The sequence below is a fragment of the Allofournierella sp. genome (genome assembly GCF_017889395.1).
In the GTDB taxonomy this organism is placed as follows: Bacteria; Bacillota; Clostridia; order Oscillospirales; family Ruminococcaceae; genus Allofournierella.
The window spans coordinates 1-17,146 of sequence record NZ_JAGHKE010000048.1 but is presented as its reverse complement, the minus strand read 5'-3'; the positions used below and the strand labels follow the sequence as shown (position 1 = coordinate 17,146).

Genomic DNA, 17,146 nt, shown 5'->3' with positions numbered 1-17,146 from the left:
CTGAGCCGGGGCTGCGAGGAAAGCCCCCAGCACATGGCCCAGCTCACCTTCCGGCTGGTGACCAACACCGTGAGCGATTTTTACCCCCACGCCTGATTACCAACAAGAAAACCGCCCGCCCCGGAATCCTTCGGGGCGGGCGGTTTTCTTTACACGGTTTCCTTTTGCTCGGGCCGGGGTGCGGCGGGCTTCATGCCCCAGAACACCAGGTTCATGGCGATCACGATCAGCGCCACCGCGGCCAGCGCCGCCCAGAAGCCCAGATCCAGCCCCCAGAGGGTGGTGGTGCCGAACAGCCGCATCCAGACGGCGGCCCAGTTCATGGTCAGGGTCATGGCAATCGCTCCTTTCAGCATAACATCAAAGCAGTTCTCCGTAGTGGCGCACATAGGCCTTTTTCAAACTGGTGGCCAACGCCATATACAGCAGGATGCAGGGGATCAGGAAGGCAAAGTACATCGGCGGCAGGGCCACAAAGCCCAGCAGGGTTCCCAGCGGGGTGAAGGGAATGATGGTGAGCGCGGTGATGCCCGCCAGAGTGACCAGGGTGAGCGGAGCGGATGCCCGGCTCTGGATAAACGGCAGCTTGGGGGTACGGATCATATGGATGACCAGAGTCTGGCTCCACATGGATTCCACGAACCAGCCCGCCTGGAACATGCCCAGATAGGCCGCCTGCACCTGCACCAGCTGGGGGCCGCTGAAATGATTGGCCAGGTCGTTGTACAGCACTCCGCCGGAGACGAACAGCGGGCAAAACACGAAGTACATGAAGATATAGGTGAGGAAGTCGAAGATGGAGCTGGTGGGCCCGATCCAGAGCATGAAGCTGCCCACGCTGGAGGCATCCCACTTACGGGGTCGGGCGATGAACTCCTCGTCCACATTGTCCCAGGGGATGGCGGTGCAGGAGAGATCATAGATCAGGTTCAGCACGATCAGCTGCACGCTCATCATGGGCAGGAACGGCAGCAGCGCGCTGGCCGCCAGCACCGAGAACATGTTGCCGAAGTTGGAGGAGGCGGTCATCTTGATGTACTTGATCATGTTGGCGTAGGTCTTGCGGCCCTCGATGATGCCCTGCTCCAGCACCATCAGGTCCTTTTCCAGCAGGATCACGTCCGCCGACTCCTTGGCCACATCCACGGCGGTGTCCACCGAGATGCCGATGTCGGCGGCCTTCATGGCGGCCGCGTCGTTGATGCCGTCGCCCATGAAGCCTACGGTGTGACCGTTCGAGCGCAGCGCCGCCACCACCCGGGCCTTCTGGTCCGGGGTGAGCTTGGCGAACACATCGGTGGATTCCGCGGCCCGGGCCAGCTCCGCATCGCTCATGCGGGCCACATCCGCGCCCAGCAGCATATTCCGAACTTTCAGCCCCACCTGGCGGCAGATGGTGCGGGTGACCTTTTCGTTGTCGCCGGTGAGGATCTTGGCGGTGACGCCGTGGGCCTTCAATGCCCGCAGGGCGGCGGCGGTGGATTCCTTGGGCGGGTCCAGAAAGGCCAGATAGCCCATCAGCACCATGTCCTGCTCGTCCTTCACCCCGAAGGCGCCCGCCGGGGCGGGGCTGCTCTTCTGGGCAATGGCCAGCACCCGGAAGCCCTTGTCGTTCATCTCGTCCACCGCCTGCAAAATGCGGCGGCGCAGCTCCTCGGTCAGGGGCTGGACCCTGCCGTCGCACTCGGCGTGGCTGCAGATCGCCAGCATCTCCTCCACCGCGCCCTTGGTCACCATCTGGGTCTTTCCAATCTTATCCTGCACCACGGTGGTCAGGCGGCGGCGGGCGAAGTCGAAGGGGATCTCGTCCACCTTCACATAATGCTCGGACAGGTCCAGCAGCCGGGGGTCGGCGGCCTCCTGCTCCTCGGTCTTGCGGATGATCGCCAGGTCCATCAGGTTTTTGTAGCCGGTCTGGAAATAGCTGTTCAGATAGGCGTGGCGCAGCACCCGGGTGTCCTCTTCCCCGTTCAGGTTCCGGTGGTATTCCAGCACCACCTGGTCCTGGGTGAGGGTGCCGGTCTTGTCGGTGCAGAGCACGTCGATGGCGCCGAAGTTCTGGATGGAATTCAGGTTCTTGACGATGGTCTTTTTCTTGCTCATGGACACCGCGCCCTTGGCCAGGCAGGTGGTCACGATCATGGGCAGCATCTCGGGGGTGAGGCCCACCGCGATGGAGATGCCGAAGAGGAAGGCATCCAGCCAGTCGCCCTTGGTCAGCCCGTTGATGAAGAAGACCAGCGGCACCATCACCAGCATGAAGCGGATCAGCACCCAGGACACCGCGTTCACCCCACGGGTGAAGCTGGTCTCCACCGCCTCGCCCGCCACCGCGCTGGCCATAGAGCCGAACAGGGTATTGTCGCCCACGCAGACCGCCACCGCCGTGGCGCTGCCCGAGACCACGCTGCTGCCCATGAAGGCGATGTTGGTGTGGTCGGTGATGGTCTCCTTCGGCTCGCTCACCGCGGCGGTCTTTTCCACCGGCTCGCTCTCGCCGGTGAGGCTGGCCTGGCTGAGGAATAAATCCTTGGCCTCCAGAATGCGCAGGTCGGCGGGGATCATGTCCCCGGCCGAGAGATGCACGATGTCGCCCACCACCAGCTCGTCCAGCGGGATCTCGGCCAGCTCCTGCTCCCGCCGGGTGACGGTGCAGGTGGTGGTGATCATGGCCAGCAGCTTTTCCGCCGCGTTGCCGCTGCGGGATTCCTGCACAAAGCGCAGAGTGCCGGAGATCAGCACCATGGTGAGGATGATGACCACGGTCAGGCAGTCGAAGTCCTCGGGGGTGCCGCCGAACAGCGAGCACAGCGGGAAGACCATATCGGTCATGATGGACACCAGCGCCAGGCAGCACAGAATGGCGGTGAAGGGGTTGATGAAGGCCCCGGCCAGCCGCTTTGCCAGCGACTGCCGCTTTTCGTGGGTGACCCGGTTCGCGCCGTAGCGGGCGCGGCTGCGGACCACTGCCTGCTCGTTCAGGCCCCGCAGGGTGGTGTTCAGCTCCTGCAGCACATCCGGGATGGGGCAGGCCGCCGCGTCCTGGATGCGGCGGCCTGCCTCCTGGCGGATGCGTGCTTTTTCGGCAGCCTGCCGGGCCGCCGCGTTTTTCTTGTTGTAGTTCATTGCTCATTCCTCCTTGCCGTTCAAACAAAGCGGTCAGAGCACGGGGCGCGGCGCGTTCGGACCCGCCGCCCGGGATGCTCTGTACCTTCGGGGATTGCCGTCGGAATCCATACCGCCGCCTCCTTTCGTTGTTTGGGATACGGCCCCTCGGCCGCTGATTCCATCATACAAAAATCGCAAGGAAGATCCCATGGGCAAACCCTTGCGATTTCCTTGCGATTGCGTAAAAATTGTTCTGTTTTGTTGTTCTGCGCCTCAGAGCCGGTCGCTGAACTTATAACCGATGCCCCAGATGGTGAGGATGTACTCCGGCGCGTCCGGGTTGGGCTCGATCTTTTTGCGCAGCCTGCGGATGAAGGCCATGATGTTGCTGTCGTCCAGCAGGTAGTCGTCCTCCCACACCGCCTGGTAGATCTGCTCCTTGGTGAACACCTCGCCCCGGTTGCGGGCCAGAAAATACAGGATGTCGAACTCCTTGGGGGTGAGGGCGATCTCCTGCCCGTCCCGCACAACCCGCCGCAGCCGCTGGTCGATGGAGAGCGCGCCGCAGTGCAGCACCCCCTCCGGCACAGCCGCCGGGGTGCCCTCGGCCAGCTCCAGCATCAGGCTGTCGGCCCGGCCGCTCATCAGCTCCTCGATGCCCTCCAGCAGCTCCCGGGCGGCGGGGGTGTCGGGTGCGTTCAGCCGCAGCTTCTCCCGCAGCCAGTCCGCCAGGGAGAGATCCAGCGCGGCGAACCCAATGTTCTTTTTCACAGCGGACCCCTCCTTTCTCAGATCAGCTCACGGTATTTTTTCCGGTAAAGTCCCTTGGCCAGGCTCACCAGCAACAGGTACAGCGCCACCATGGCCGCCAAAAAGGCAAAGTACACCGGTGGCAGGGCGGTCAGGCCGATCAGCCGCCCCAGCGGCGTGAAGGTCAGACCGGTGAACAGCACGATGCCCAGCCCGGTGACCAGCATCACCGGCCGGGAGGGCCTGCTCTGCAAAAACGGCGCCTTCGCGGTGCGCAGCAGGTGCAGAATCAGCACCTGGGTCCACATGGATTCCAGGAACCAGCCGGTCTGGAACAGGGCGATGAACCGCAGCCGCTGGGCCTCCTGGGCCAGCTGGAAGAACCCGCCCCCGCACACCGCCGGGCAGAGCACGAAGAAGAGCCAGGCGAAGGTGAGCAGGTCGAAAATCGAGCTTAACGGCCCGAAGAACCGCATGAACCGGCCCAGCGTGCGGCCGGACCATTCCAGCGGCCGGGCGCAGGCCTCCGGGTCCACCTGGTCCCAGGGCAGGGCCAGACAGAGCAGGTCATACAGCAGATTCAAAAGCAGCAGCTGCACCGCCGTCATGGGAAAGAAGGGCAGCAGCACGCTGGCGATCACGATGGAAACGATGTTGCCGAAGTTGGACGAGGCGGTGATGCGGATGTATTTGGACAGGTTGCAGAAGGCTCTGCGGCCCTCCAGAATGCCCTCGCCCAGCACGTTCAGATCCTTTTTTAATAGGATCACGTCCGCGCCCTCCTTCACCGCCTGGGCCGCCGTGTCCACCGAGATGCCCACATCGGATTCCAATATGGCGGGCAGGTCGTTCATGCCGTCGCCCAGAAAGCCCACCGTATGACCGTTGGCCCGCAGCACCGCCACCACCCGCGCCTTCTGCTTGGGCGAAAGCTCAGCGAACACCGCCGTGCGCTCGATGCACATGGTCGCGTCGTTCTCGTTCAGGGCATCCAGCTCGGGGCCGGTGAGCACCCGGTCCGCGTCGATGCCCAGCCGCTTGCAGATGGACACCGCCACGCTTTTCTGGTCGCCGGTGAGCACCCGCACCCCCACATGCAGTTCCCGCAGACGGGCCACCGCAGCCGCAGCGGTCTTTTTGGGCGCGTCGAAAAAGGCAAGATAGCCCAGCAGGGTCAGCTCCTGCACATCCTCCGGGCGGGCGGTGCGGCCCTCCATCTGCCTGCAGGCCACCGCCAGTACCTTCATGCCGTCCTCCAGCATCTCGTCCGCCACCGCATGCACGCTGGCGGCAGCATCCGGCCCCATGGGCAGCCGCCGGCCCTTGTATTCCACATGGCTGCACCGGCGGCAGATCTCGTCCAGGCTACCCTTCACAATGAGCAGATTTTCTTTTCCGCCCACCAGCACGCCCGCCAGACGCCGCTCGTAATCAAAGGGCAGCTCGTCCAGCTTGGGGCAGCGGCGGGCCAGGCTCTCGAACCGCTCCTGCTGGCCGGGCATTTCCCGGCAGCGAAGGACGGCGTCGTCCAGATGGTTCTGCACCCCGGTGTGGTACAGGCTGTTCAGATAGGCCAGCTCCAGCACCCGGCCGCTCTCGTTGCCCAGCACGTCCATGTAATATTCCAGCGCCACCACATCGCCGGTGAGGGTGCCGGTTTTGTCCACACAGAGCAGGTCCATGCTGCCGAAGCCCTGCATGGCATTGATGGTCTTGACTACCGTCTGCTTTTTGCCCATGGCCGCGCAGCCCTTGGCCAGGCAGGCGTTCACCACCATGGGCAGCAGCTCCGGGGTGAGCCCCACCGCCACCGACAAGGCGAACAGAAACGCCGACAGCCAGTTGCCCTTGGTCAGCCCGCAAGCGGCAAACACTACCGGGATCAGCACCGCCATAAAGCGGATCAGCACCCAGGCGATGGAGTTCGCGCCCCGGTCAAAGCCGTTTTTCCGCTCCGCGCCCGCAGCGGAAAAGCCGCCGTAAACCGTATCGGCCCCCACCGCCAGCACGATACCCTCGCCAAAGCCGCCCATCACGGTGGAGCCCAGGAAGGCCACGTTCTCGTAATCGGCGGCGGTCTTTGCGGTGCCGGGGCGCAGGGTGACGGCCCGCTTTTCCAGTACGCCGCTCTCGCCGGTGATCACCGACTGGGAGACGAACAGGTCTTTCGCTTCGGTGAGGCGGATGTCCGCGGGCACCCGGTCCCCGGCCGCCAGCCGCACCCGGTCGCCCACCACCAGCTCGGTGGAGCAAAGCTCGGTCCACCGGCCCGCCCGCAGCACCCGCACCCGGGTGGCGATCATGCCGGTGAGGTGGTCCGCCACCCGCTTGGCCCGCAGCTCCTGCACAAAGCGCACCGCCCCGCTGATGAGCAGCATGCCCAGCACGATGAACACGGTGGTCAGGTTCCGGCTGAAGTTGGAGGCCAGCAGCACATCGGTGACAAAGGAGATGGCGGCCAGCACCAGCAATATCATGGAAAAGGGGGTCACAAAGGCCCGCCGCAGCCGGTAGAACACCGTGTCCGCCCGGCGGCCCGCCACCACGTTGGCGCCCCAGCGGCGGCGGCTATCCTCCACCTGCCAGGGGTCGTAGCCCTCGCTTGTGATCTGAAAATCGCGCCGGAGCGCCTGCGGCTCGGCACAGGCATATTCCGAAATGCGCCGGTGGATGGCCCGGTCCTCTTTCACGCGCGTCACCTCCCTGGTGGTTCTCTTATTTATCATACCATAAAACTGGAATTTTCGCCCGCCGGGAAATCTTGCTTTTCCCTTGTTTCGCACCAGCAAAAAAAGCAGCCCGGCCGCCGCCGAAGCGGTGCCGGGCTGCCCCGATGCTTTTATTCCGTCATTCCAGACCCAGCCAGGCCTTGATGCGCTCACCATCCCGGTAGCCCTTGTGGTACAGCCGGTCCAGCGCCTCCCGTTCCTTGGACAGGGTGCTCACACCTTCGGTGTTATCCGGCGAGACGATCAGCACCTTGCCCTCCTTCTCCCATTCCTTTGCGGCGGCCACCTCCTGGTTGTAGCGGTTTGCCCGGTTGCGCAGGTTCTCCGCCGAGGCCGGATACCGGCGCTGGATCATCTTGGCCAGCATGGGGTCGCGGCCCGGCTCACGGGGCACAGCTGCCGGTTTTGTGAGCAGCAGCACCACCCGGTCGCAGCCCTCGTCGAAGGCCTTCTGCACCGGTACCGGATCGCCCAGAGCGCCGTCGTAATACAGCTGCCCGGCGATGGGGTAAGGCTTATTCACCCCGGGGATGGAGGAGGAGGCCATGAAAATCTGATAATGGTCCTGCGCCATATCCTCCTTGGTGAAGTACACCGCTCTGCCGCTGACCGCCTCCTGCGCGACCACGAACAGCTGGGCGGGGTTTTCCCGAATGGCCCGGTAATCCAGCGGATACTCGCCGCCGGCATTGCTCAAAGTCCCGTACACATAGTCCATGTCGATGTAGGAATGGTGCTTCAGATAATTGGAAAGACTCATGTATTCCTTGCGAAAGGCGTATTCGCAGTAGAACTTATAGTTTCTGCCCCGCTGCCCCGCCAGATAGGAGGCCGTGTTGGCGCTTCCCGCCGAAACCCCCACGCAGCAGTCAAAAACGATGTGCTCATCCATGCAGTAATCCAGCACACCGGCCGCATAAATTCCGCGCAGGCCGCCGCCCACATCAACCAGACCCAATTTCATATCCTTCACTCCGTTCCGTTTGATTCCGTTTGCCTGCCCCGCTTGCGGGGCGGCCGCATTGAAAGCCCCTGCCGCCTTTGCTATAATGATGCATAGCAAATATGCGTTGGAGGCGAGCATCATGTCCACTGCCGGATTCGCCAAATACATGGTGGCAAAAGGGACCAAAGAGCTTTTGCAGACCAGGGATTTTGAGGAAATCTCTGTGGGCGAGATCGCCCGGCACTGCCACATCAGCCGCAACACCTTTTACTACCACTTCAAGGACAAATACGACGTGATCAATTGGATTTTTTATTCCGAGATCACACCGATCATCGGGGAGTCCCAGTCCATGGACAGCTGGGCCGGTGACCTGCTGGCGCTGTGCCGCTATCTGCAGGACAACCGCACCCTTTACCGGAAGGTGCTCCACATCCAGGGGCAGAACAGCTTTTCCGAATGTCTGATGGATTTTTATGTGCAGCTGACCCAGAACCTTCTGCGAAACGCCGGGGGCGAGCAGTTTCTCACACCCGGGCAGATCCGCACCATCTCCCGCTTTTATGCCTTCGGCCTCACCGGAGTGATCTCCAACTGGGCCAAAAACGGCATGGAAGGCGACCCGGAGCCGGTGGTTCACATGCTGAAGGACCTGCTTTCCGGCGAAATTTTCGACAAGCTGATCGCTCTTCAGCAAGGCGGCAACGCCAAGCCTCAATAAGTCCTGCCCGCCCTCCGGCTTTTCCGGCCCTTATTCCGGAAATTCCAGGGGGCGTTTTTCGGTTTGTCCGTCCTTCTGCTGCTCTATCCGGCGGCGCAGCTCCAGCATTTTCCGGTCCGTTTCGGCAATGGTATCCGCGCAGCTTTTCAGGATCTCCAGCTTGGTGCTCACTTCCTTGATGGCCGCCTGATAGCGCATCATCACTTCATTAAACTGGATGATGTGCGCCAGAAGATCATCGCCATGCCCCAGCAAATACGTTTGCAGCTCGTTTGAGTAATCCGATACGTCCATAGCCGCCGTCCTTTCCAAAATAATCGATCATACCAACTTATAGCGTAACAAATAGCACCTTGTTTTTCACGGTACAACTGGCCAAGACTGTCCCATTCCAGGACAAATTATGTATTTTGTCCTAAAAATCTATATCGGTCAAACGGCAGAATATGGAGCAAATCAGAGGCACCGCTCGATCGGGGCTCACTCTTTTTGCCGGAGAAGCCGCCCCCGAAGGGGGGAAGTGCAACAAAAAAGGCAACCATCTTTCGGGCTGCCTCCTTTTGGTGCACTTCTAGACGAGGGCGTTAAGAACAACATGCCGGTGGCATGTTATTTAGCCCGAGAGGCCCTGCGAGCTGAACCGGAGCGCCATCAGCGCGAACGGTGAAGCCGCCCCCGAAGGGGGGAAGTGGACCAAAAGAAAAGCGAGCATCGAAAGATGCTCGCCTCTTTGTGGTGCACTTCTAGACGAAGGCGTCAAGAAAAACATGCCGGTGGCATGTTTTTTAGCCTGAGAGTCCCTGCGAGCTGAACCGGAGCGCCATCGGCGCGAACGGTGAAGCCGCCCCCGAAGGGGGGAAGTGGACCAAAAGAAAAGCGAGCATCAAAAGATGCTCGCTTCTTTTGGTGCACCATTCCCATCCAAAAACGAACTAAGTACTTCTTCGAGGGAGACCGGGCGGCCGCCCTCCTGATAGTTGAAATTCACCACAATGCGGTCATCGAACAGATAGATCGAGTTGACAAAGCAGTCGATGACTTTCTCCTGAAAGGCAATATCCGCCGGGTCGCCGTGGCGGAACTGATCGAACCAGAACAGAATCTGTTCCCGGGTGATGGGCGGCTTCTCGATCTGCTCCTGCAGGATGCTGGTTTCCAGTGCTTCGCGCTGCTGTTCCAGTTCCTCCATCCGTGCCTTGGTGGAGGGCGTCAGGATACCCTGCTCGATGGCTGCCACCAGATTGTCGATGCGGCGCTTGACCTCGTTCAGCTCTGCCTGCAAAACCGGCAGGCGGGTGTTTTCCTTGCTCTGGTATTCCAGCAGCTTGTCCGCCAGCAGGGCGATAACCCGGTCATTCAGCACCTTTTCCAGCGCCGTCTGCACCACAAACTGCTCCAGCGGTTCCTTGCGCACCGGCTTCAGGCTGCAAGCCTCCTTGCCGCTGCGTTTGCGGGTGCCACATTTGTAATAACAGTGGACCGTGCCCGTATGGCTTCTGCCGCTCTCCCCTGCCATCATGGTGCCGCACTTGCCGCAGAACAGTTTGGTGGTCAACAGATAGTGAACTTCTGCCTTGTTGTGGGCCGGTGCCTGACGGTGAATCTCGCACCGGCGCTGGACCGCATCGAAGCAGTCCGGGTCAATGATGGCCGGGATGGCATCCGGGATGACAGTATCCTTATAGCGGTATTCCCCAAGATACCGGCGGTTCTTGAGCAGCGTCTGGAAACTGTTCTTGGTGAACGGATTGCCCCGGCTGTTGCGGATGCCACGTGCGTTCAGCGATTCGATGATGCTGCGGATGCTCTCCCCCGCCGCATACCGCTGGAATGCTTCCTGCACCACCGGTGCGGTGGTTGGGTCGATCTGGTAGTGATGCTCGCTGTCAATGCGATAGCCAAGCGGCACCGGGCCGCCGTTGAACTTGGCCTTGAGAGCATTCTCCTTGTGACCGCGGCTGACCTTCTCAGCCAGCTCCGCCGAATAGTACTCGGCCATGCCTTCCAGCAGGCTTTCCAGCATGATGCCTTCCGGCGTGTTGGAGATGGGCTCGGTCACCGACACCACATGGACCCGATTGTTTTTGAGGATGCGCTTATAATGGGCCGAGTCGTACCGGTTGCGGGAGAAGCGGTCCAGCTTCCACACCAGCACCGCTTCAAAGGTGTGGGTGGCGCTGTCGTGGATCATCTGCTGGAACTGCGGGCGGCTGTCGGTCTTGGCGGACAGCGCCCGGTCAATGTAGGTCCGCACCACGGTGATGCCGTTCTGGTCGGCATACTCCTTGCATTCCCGCAGCTGGCCCTCGATGGATTCCTCCCGCTGGTTGTCACTGCTATAACGGGCATAGATCACGGCATTCATGGCGTGCACCTCCTCACTTGTGCTTCTCCTCTTCTCCCATATTGAGAATCATCTGTTTCAGGCGGCGGTTCAGCTCGCTGCCCGGTGTGAAGCAGGCTTCCACAAACTCACTCCAATCCGGTTTGCGCTGCACCACCTCCTGCGCCCCCTCCGGCGTGACGCAGACATACCGTCCGCGGGGGTCCTCGCACAGGCCGAAGATATAATCCAGAGATACATTAAAATAAGTGGCATACCAGACCAGAATACGGTAAGGTGCCGCCGCCCGGTCGGTTTCGTACCGGTTGATGGCCGCCTGATTGGTGCCGGCCAGCGCCGCCAGCTGGGCCTGGGTCAGCCCCGCGTCCTTGCGCAGCACGCGCAGCCGGGTGCCTACTGTTACATCCATGGAAAGACCTCCTGTAGAATTCGTTAATTCAAGTATAATCGAATTAGCAGTTTCCTTCAAGTCTTTCTTCTGGTCCTTTCACCGTTCACCCGTCAGAAAAAATGTCATGAGAGATTTCTGTCTCCCATGACATTTTGCATATTGACGGCTCTTTACCCTTTTCGTTTCCGACACCACGCCATTACAGCAAACGGCAGGCAAATGAATCCTACCAGAAACGGGATCACCAGCAGAGGTCCGGGCGACCAGATCCGGAAACCGAACCAGTGATACAGGTTCTGCCGGAAGATATCCTCCGCCCCACCCACAAAGGGAAGCAGCCGCAGATATTGCTGCACCGACCAGGGCAGATACTGGTTTAGGATCTGCGGTCCCCAGGTGATCAGCAACGCGGCGATCAGCGCTGCCGTGGTTCCGGGCAAAAGCGCCGACATCAGCAAGGCAATCCCGGCAAAGCCCAGCACCGAGCAGAAGAGGTACACCAGCTCATAGCATTCCGCCTGGAGCATGTTCATCGGTGCGGTGGTCAGCATCTTGATCAGCTGGATGGGCAGATTCCAGCCCTCAAATCCCAGCCAGATAACCTGAACCGCCACCATAACCGCTGCAAACATCCCAAAGATTTCCACCGCAAAGGCAAGGCCCGACAGAAGCTTTGCCACGGCCAGCCCAGCTTTTCCATGCAGGGATGTAACCTGCAGCGTATCCATGCCTCGCCGTCTTTCCCCGGCAAACACAGACGTCAGGGCCAGGGCCAGAACCATGGGCAAGACCATCTGCCCAAAGCCCCCGATTCCGTTGCCCAAAATGGCAGACCAACCTGCAGTCCAGCCATATGCCATGGGCTTGTCCACCTGGCTGTCCATATCCAGAAAGAACTGCCGATCCTCCGGGTCTGAAAACTGGTTTTCCAGGTAATATTCTAGTTTTTCCTCCCGACGATCATACAGACCTGTCAAGCGGGCCGGGTCCACATAGTAGATTGTGAGGGATGGATACGGCTGGTTTTGATCCTCCACCTCCGGCCACAGAAACGATACCAATGTTCCCTGTAGAAAGCTGAAATCCGCCAAAGCACCGTCGAACTCCGGGTTCTCCGCCAGGATTTGTTGATAGGTACGCACCATATCCTGTACATTCTCATCGGTGAGCGTTTGCCACTGGGCGGCATATTGCTGACTCTTGCGAATGTTCGAATAGCCATCTATCTGGTGGCTTCCATCCGCTCTCATGGTACCAAAATTGATACACTGCATGGCCCACATCTGCAGCCCCAGCGTCAGCAGCAGCATCCCAAAGACTGCCAGTCTGGTCAGCCCGGAACGCCACAGTTTCTTATGTTCCTGCCAGAACAGGCTCATGGATTGTCGCCTCCTTCCTCCTCCGGAAAATACAACAGATACAGATCTTCCAACGTGGGGATACAGGGGCTTGCTGCCGGGGCAGGCTTTGCATCCGCCAGAATTCGCAGCGTCACGCTGTTCCCGTCATAGCGCAGATTAATCACTGTCATTCGTGCCTGCCAGGTCTCAGCCTCCCGGGACGGCACAGTCAGCTCCCACACGCTCCCGTTTGCCTGCTGCAGCAGTTCCGAAACCGTCCCTTGGGTTTGAAAGCGTCCGTCTTTCATCAGGAACACCTTGTGTGCAATCGCTTCCAAGTCAGAAACAATGTGGGTGGAAAGCAGCACAATTTTTTTCTGCGCATACCCTTCCAGAATGTTGCGGAAGTGGACCCGCTCCTTGGGGTCTAAGCCTGCGGTGGGCTCATCCAGGATCAGAATATCCGGGTCATTGAGCAATGCCTGGGCGATGCCCAACCGACGGCGCATCCCGCCGGAAAAGGTCCGGATCTTTTTATTGCCAGCCTCCTGCAGACGGAGCATATGCAGCAGTTCCTGAATCTTGGGCATAGCCTGGGAGCGGGTCATCCCTTTCAGCACCGCCATATACAGAAGGAAGTCGCGGGCGCTGTACTGCGGATATCCGACAAAATCCTGGGGCAGATAGCCCAATTTGTCCCGGTATGACGCCCCCAGTGCGTCGATGGGAATTCCATCCAGACGTACCTGTCCGGCAGTGGGCTTCAAGACGCCGCAGATCATCCGCAAAAGGGTTGTTTTTCCCGCTCCGTTGGCTCCCAGCAAGCCATAAATGCCGGGTTCCAACACAGCAGTGACCCCTGCCACCGCCGTGTTTCCTCCGAACTCCTTTGAAAGATTTTCAAGCTGCAATTCCACCGATGATGCCCTCCTTTCGTTGTTGGAACAGAGAAATCAGTTCTCTGACAAAAAATCCGCCGAATACTAGGAATGCGAGAATCCATCCGCTCAACGCAGACGTTTCATACAATTGGGGCGCCGCAAGATGAACCAGCAACAGTCCCGCCGCCGTGACGGAACACACCACTATGCAAACCGTCCCATTGCTCCGCGGACAGCTTCGAAGTACGGTCAAAGCCGTCAGCGCACAGAACAAGAAAGGAACCAGCAGATAAAAAAACAACGGCAGTAAGGCTTTTCCCGTCTGTGACCTTCCCAACACCAGTGCCGATGTCAGAATCACAAGGTCTGCGGCCGCGGCCAGAATCAGCTTGGCAAGTGCCAGTTCCGCACGGGACACACAGGTGGACGCTTCCAGCTCGTCCATGTCGTATCGCTGACCGGCAAACAGGACCGGCAGACACACCGCCACCAGAAGCGGCCCCAGCAGCGGCAGCCAGGACACAAGGTCTTTTTGTCCGGCCGCCGCCAGGAAAAACAGCACAGAAGCCGTCCCCTGCGCCGCCCACATGGGCACCCCGGTAAAGCGCCATACCTGTGAGAGGAAGGTCCAGAATCCGGTACGCTGCCGCACCGGATTCTCTTGTAAGAGCGCGGCACACTTTTGTTTGGTTTCCGCCATGCGAGAGGGAGACGGTCCCTGGCACAGCAGGCGATGCAACTCAGAAGAATTCACAGTTTTCCCTCCCTTAAAGATTTCAGTGCTTTCCGTACACGGCTCTGCACGGTGCGCAGCGGCTGACCCGTCACAGCTGCAATCTCGCGGTATTTCAGCCCCTCCCCATACCAGAGCAACACGGCTTCTCGCTGTTCCGGGGGCAGACTCGCCAACAGCCGCTTGGCCATATCACGGGTTTCGACAGCTTGGAAAGGCGCTGATGTATCTGCCATGTCCTCCGGCAAGGGTTCCGTTTTTCTTTGTCTGGCGGCATCCACACACAGACAATAGGCGATGCGATACAGATAGGCACGGAACTGCCCTTGCTCCCGGTAGCTTCCTATGGTGCGAAACAGGTGCAAAAAGACTTCCTGGGTCAGATCCTCCGCCGTCTGTGTACAAGGGGTATGGTGGGCACAATATCGCAGAATTGCCGTATAATATCGCTCAATCAAGGTATCCGCCGCCGTGCGGTCTCCGGCCTGAATGCGACGTATCAACTGCGCGTCCCGCATACGCATCCCCCCTGTCCTTGTAAAAAATATGCTTCACTTATGATAACGAGGAATCTCCCCAAAATGATTAGGCTATACGCACTTTCAGAGAATTTTTATGATCCCTTGCACTTTCACGTTTTTTCTTCTGTGTTTCTCCTGTTTATCCACTCCTCAAACAGCCGTTGTCCCTCTTCCGACTGGTAAAATGCCTGGATCTTGGGCAGCAGGAACCGGGCAAACCGTTCCAGCTCCTGCTGGGGCACTCCGTCCTCCCGATTCATGGCGGACGCCGCTGCCTGTGCTGCTTTCTGCTCCTGCCGATCTTCCGTAGCGGCTCCTTTCTGCAGGGCTGCCCCCTGCTGCCTTATGATGTGTTCTGTCATCGGTCCTGGCCCTTGGCTCGCTGGCGGCGCTGCTGACGGTTCAGCCGCTTTTCTTCCTGTTGGCGGCGGCAGATGCCCAGCACAAACGCCTGCACCTGCTCCGGTGCCACCAGCATAGCTTCCCGGTAGGGCCGGGTCTCGGTCAGCACCGCATCCAGCTGTTCCTCGCAGCGGTGAAGGCGCTGACGCAGCCCCTGTTCCCTCGCTGTACTGTGCTGCACTTGCATCCGCAGACTGCGGTTTTCCGCTTGCAGCTTGCCGCTGGCTTCTGCCATCTCACATAAGGTCTGGAAGTCCTGCAGCGGCAGCTCCACCCGTTTTTCCAGCACACCTTTGGTTTTGGCCCGCTGCTCGATGTCCGCCACATCGCGGATCGACCCGGAAATGTTCTTTACCTGGGAGATAAGCTCCTTTCGTTGGCCCTGCAGCTGTTTCGTCTGATCTGACAGTTCTGCCACTGTCTGGCGGTCCTTCTGGACCTTATACTCCAGCACCTCCAGGTGTTCGGTATCGCTGCCCTGTACACCGCGCTCAAAGTCGGTGAATCCCGCCTGCCGCATGTGCTCAAAGAATTGGGTCTGCAGCAGGCTGTAAGAGCTCACCAGCCGGGGCTTACCGTTCTTTTTCAGAACAGGCTGTCCTTGTTCGTCGATCATGGGGACCATCGGCCACTTTTTGCTGTGACTCACCTGCATGATCGTTTCCCGCACGGTGCCCCGCAATGCCGGGTCCTTGCACCGCTTGGACCAGCGGATCTGCTTCTCCACCACCGGCAGGTAGACAACGTGGAGGTGATAGTGGAACACATCCCGTCCCAGCCGGCCACTGGCTTCCCGGTTGCGCTCGTCGGCGTGCATGACTGCCGAGATGATGTACTGTTCCCCGCCCGCGATCTCCTTGGCCAGCTCGTACACTTCGGCATAGAACCGCTTGGCGTACTCATATCCGCCGTGGGTCTCAAAATAGTCGGTGTTCACATCAAACACCAACTCGTCAAAGACGTAGGCATCCGGTTTCAGTCCACGGGTGGAAACGACCCCCTCTTCCACCATCCGGTCAAATTGCTGGGCGTAAGTAGCTGCCTCGCAAGCCTTGAAGATCACATTGTTGTGGCTGTATTCCAGCAGCACATCCGGGTTGGAGTACACTTCGTTCTTGCGTTCGTTGTGCCGTTCCCGCACCGAAATGGCATTTTTACGGTAGCGCTCATTGCGCACCACGGTCCGATGGATTTTGCTGATAGGCGACTCCTTTCTTGGGTACGGTTCTGCTGCGGATGGGGTACGCAGATGCTTTGCAAAGCATCTGACCCACTATGACACTTTCCGGCGCTGCCGGCAAAGTGCCAGTGGGCCCGCTGCGGCGGGAGAGCTTGGGATACGGCTGCCAACCAAAACTGCTGTGCCATCTTTCCGGTTGATCTGCCGTCGTAGCGGTTGCCATGTCTGCGGTTGCCTCTGAAAGCCAGGCACCACAGCTTTTGTCCACCTTTTGCAAAACGCGGGGTGTGGAATTCTTTCTCTATCTCTCTTTTAGTTAGATATATCATTCTATCTTTATCGTGTCGGTTTTTCCGACGGGTCGGTGTCGGCAAATCCGTCAACTGCCTGTCCGTTTTTCCTACAGGTCGTGCCGGATTCTCCGACGGGTAGTTACAGCTCGTTGGGTTCCTTGGGCCGGGGCAGATTGAGATAATACCGCCGGGCCTTTCCGTTTGGCTGTCCCGGCACCGGCTCCAGCAAACCGCAGCGTTCCAGAGCTGCAAACAATCCGGCGGTTTTTTCCCGTTGGCAGTGCAGCAGCCGTCCGACACTGGCCCGTGAAAGGCTCACACAGGGCCTGCCGTCGGCTTTCCAGCGCCCGGTGGTATCCTGGGCCGACAACCGTAACAACCCCAACAAATGGCCGTACAACAGCTTGCTTTCGCCGGGAAGTTCCCGGTAAGGTTCTTCCGACAGGAGACTGGACGGGATCATCAGAAAGCTGTCGATGCGGTTCAGGTTTTCCTCTGCGGGAACGAGTTCATGATTCAGATGGCACCTCCTTGGGTTATGGGTTGGTGGCGGACTTTGGCTTCTGGCATCCCTCTTTTCCGGTTGTTTTTGCCCTCGGGAAATGTTCGATGATTTCATCATATATTCTTCCGACACATACAGCATATAACGTCTTGCGGTCCGTTTCAAGATGTGTTAGACTGTTTTCATGTTAGATGATTCACACACTTTTCCGGCTGTTCCTGAAACACAGAAAAACACAGAGCCATTTTACGCCCACTATGCTCCAACACAGGATGGTGACGAATTTTGAACTACCAGACGTA

16 protein-coding genes are annotated in these 17,146 nt (G+C 59.4%); 1 reads left to right on the top strand and 15 read right to left on the bottom strand.

The annotated features are described in order from the left end of the window. Positions 1-149: 149 nt before the first annotated feature. The 5 genes from J7G73_RS07460 to J7G73_RS07440 form a co-directional block, all read right to left on the bottom strand. Positions 150-335 carry a hypothetical protein gene (locus J7G73_RS07460; protein WP_291245793.1) on the bottom strand — a complete coding sequence of 62 codons (186 nt, stop codon included), beginning with the start codon at positions 333-335 and terminating at the stop codon, positions 150-152. Between the two features lie 25 nt (positions 336-360). After that, positions 361-3,126: a magnesium-translocating P-type ATPase gene (gene mgtA, locus J7G73_RS07455; RefSeq protein WP_291245792.1), complete on the bottom strand. Its 2,766-nt coding sequence runs from the start codon at positions 3,124-3,126 to the stop codon at positions 361-363. Between the two features lie 255 nt (positions 3,127-3,381). Then, complete coding sequence (locus J7G73_RS07450) at positions 3,382-3,879, bottom strand: winged helix-turn-helix domain-containing protein (RefSeq protein WP_291245791.1); 498 nt, start codon at positions 3,877-3,879, stop codon at positions 3,382-3,384. Positions 3,880-3,896: 17 nt separating this feature from the next. Then, the gene (gene mgtA, locus J7G73_RS07445) at positions 3,897-6,548 is read right to left on the bottom strand and encodes a magnesium-translocating P-type ATPase (protein WP_367113965.1); all 2,652 of its coding nucleotides are present in this window, start codon (positions 6,546-6,548) and stop codon (positions 3,897-3,899) included. A gap of 157 nt (positions 6,549-6,705) precedes the next feature. Then, a complete protein-coding gene (locus J7G73_RS07440; protein WP_291245789.1) occupies positions 6,706-7,551 on the bottom strand; it encodes a patatin family protein in 846 nt (281 codons plus the stop codon). Between the two features lie 121 nt (positions 7,552-7,672). On the opposite strand from J7G73_RS07440, the gene J7G73_RS07435 reads away from it, so the two are divergent. Next, positions 7,673-8,254 carry a TetR/AcrR family transcriptional regulator C-terminal domain-containing protein gene (locus J7G73_RS07435; protein WP_158097489.1) on the top strand — a complete coding sequence of 194 codons (582 nt, stop codon included), beginning with the start codon at positions 7,673-7,675 and terminating at the stop codon, positions 8,252-8,254. A gap of 30 nt (positions 8,255-8,284) precedes the next feature. Here J7G73_RS07435 and J7G73_RS07430 read toward each other — a convergent pair whose 3' ends face one another. The 10 genes from J7G73_RS07430 to J7G73_RS07385 all read right to left on the bottom strand — a co-directional run bounded on the left by J7G73_RS07430 (position 8,285) and on the right by J7G73_RS07385 (position 16,985). Then, on the bottom strand, positions 8,285-8,548 hold the full coding sequence (locus J7G73_RS07430; RefSeq protein WP_291245788.1) for a hypothetical protein: 264 nt from the start codon (positions 8,546-8,548) through the stop codon (positions 8,285-8,287). 589 nt (positions 8,549-9,137) lie between these two features. Further along, complete coding sequence (locus tag J7G73_RS07425; RefSeq protein WP_291245787.1) at positions 9,138-10,619, bottom strand: recombinase family protein; 1,482 nt, start codon at positions 10,617-10,619, stop codon at positions 9,138-9,140. 13 nt (positions 10,620-10,632) lie between these two features. Next, a complete protein-coding gene (locus J7G73_RS07420; RefSeq protein ID WP_291243448.1) occupies positions 10,633-11,007 on the bottom strand; it encodes a helix-turn-helix transcriptional regulator in 375 nt (124 codons plus the stop codon). 152 nt (positions 11,008-11,159) lie between these two features. Continuing rightward, positions 11,160-12,368 carry a hypothetical protein gene (locus J7G73_RS07415; RefSeq protein ID WP_291243447.1) on the bottom strand — a complete coding sequence of 403 codons (1,209 nt, stop codon included), beginning with the start codon at positions 12,366-12,368 and terminating at the stop codon, positions 11,160-11,162. Continuing rightward, on the bottom strand, positions 12,365-13,246 hold the full coding sequence (locus tag J7G73_RS07410; protein WP_291243446.1) for an ABC transporter ATP-binding protein: 882 nt from the start codon (positions 13,244-13,246) through the stop codon (positions 12,365-12,367). The genes J7G73_RS07415 and J7G73_RS07410 overlap by 4 nt, the downstream gene beginning before the upstream one ends. Beyond that, on the bottom strand, positions 13,230-13,964 hold the full coding sequence (locus J7G73_RS07405) for a hypothetical protein (protein WP_291245786.1): 735 nt from the start codon (positions 13,962-13,964) through the stop codon (positions 13,230-13,232). Before J7G73_RS07405 ends, J7G73_RS07410 begins: the two co-directional genes overlap by 17 nt. After that, entirely contained in the window at positions 13,961-14,461 is a 501-nt protein-coding gene (locus J7G73_RS07400; protein ID WP_291245785.1) for an RNA polymerase sigma factor, read from the bottom strand. The genes J7G73_RS07405 and J7G73_RS07400 overlap by 4 nt, the downstream gene beginning before the upstream one ends. Before the next feature lie 113 nt (positions 14,462-14,574). Further along, a complete protein-coding gene (locus J7G73_RS07395; protein WP_291245784.1) occupies positions 14,575-14,826 on the bottom strand; it encodes a hypothetical protein in 252 nt (83 codons plus the stop codon). Further along, entirely contained in the window at positions 14,823-16,046 is a 1,224-nt protein-coding gene (locus J7G73_RS07390) for a plasmid recombination protein (RefSeq protein ID WP_291245783.1), read from the bottom strand. Before J7G73_RS07390 ends, J7G73_RS07395 begins: the two co-directional genes overlap by 4 nt. 432 nt (positions 16,047-16,478) lie before the next feature. After that, on the bottom strand, positions 16,479-16,985 hold the full coding sequence (locus J7G73_RS07385) for a hypothetical protein (protein WP_291245782.1): 507 nt from the start codon (positions 16,983-16,985) through the stop codon (positions 16,479-16,481). Positions 16,986-17,146: the final 161 nt, after the last annotated feature.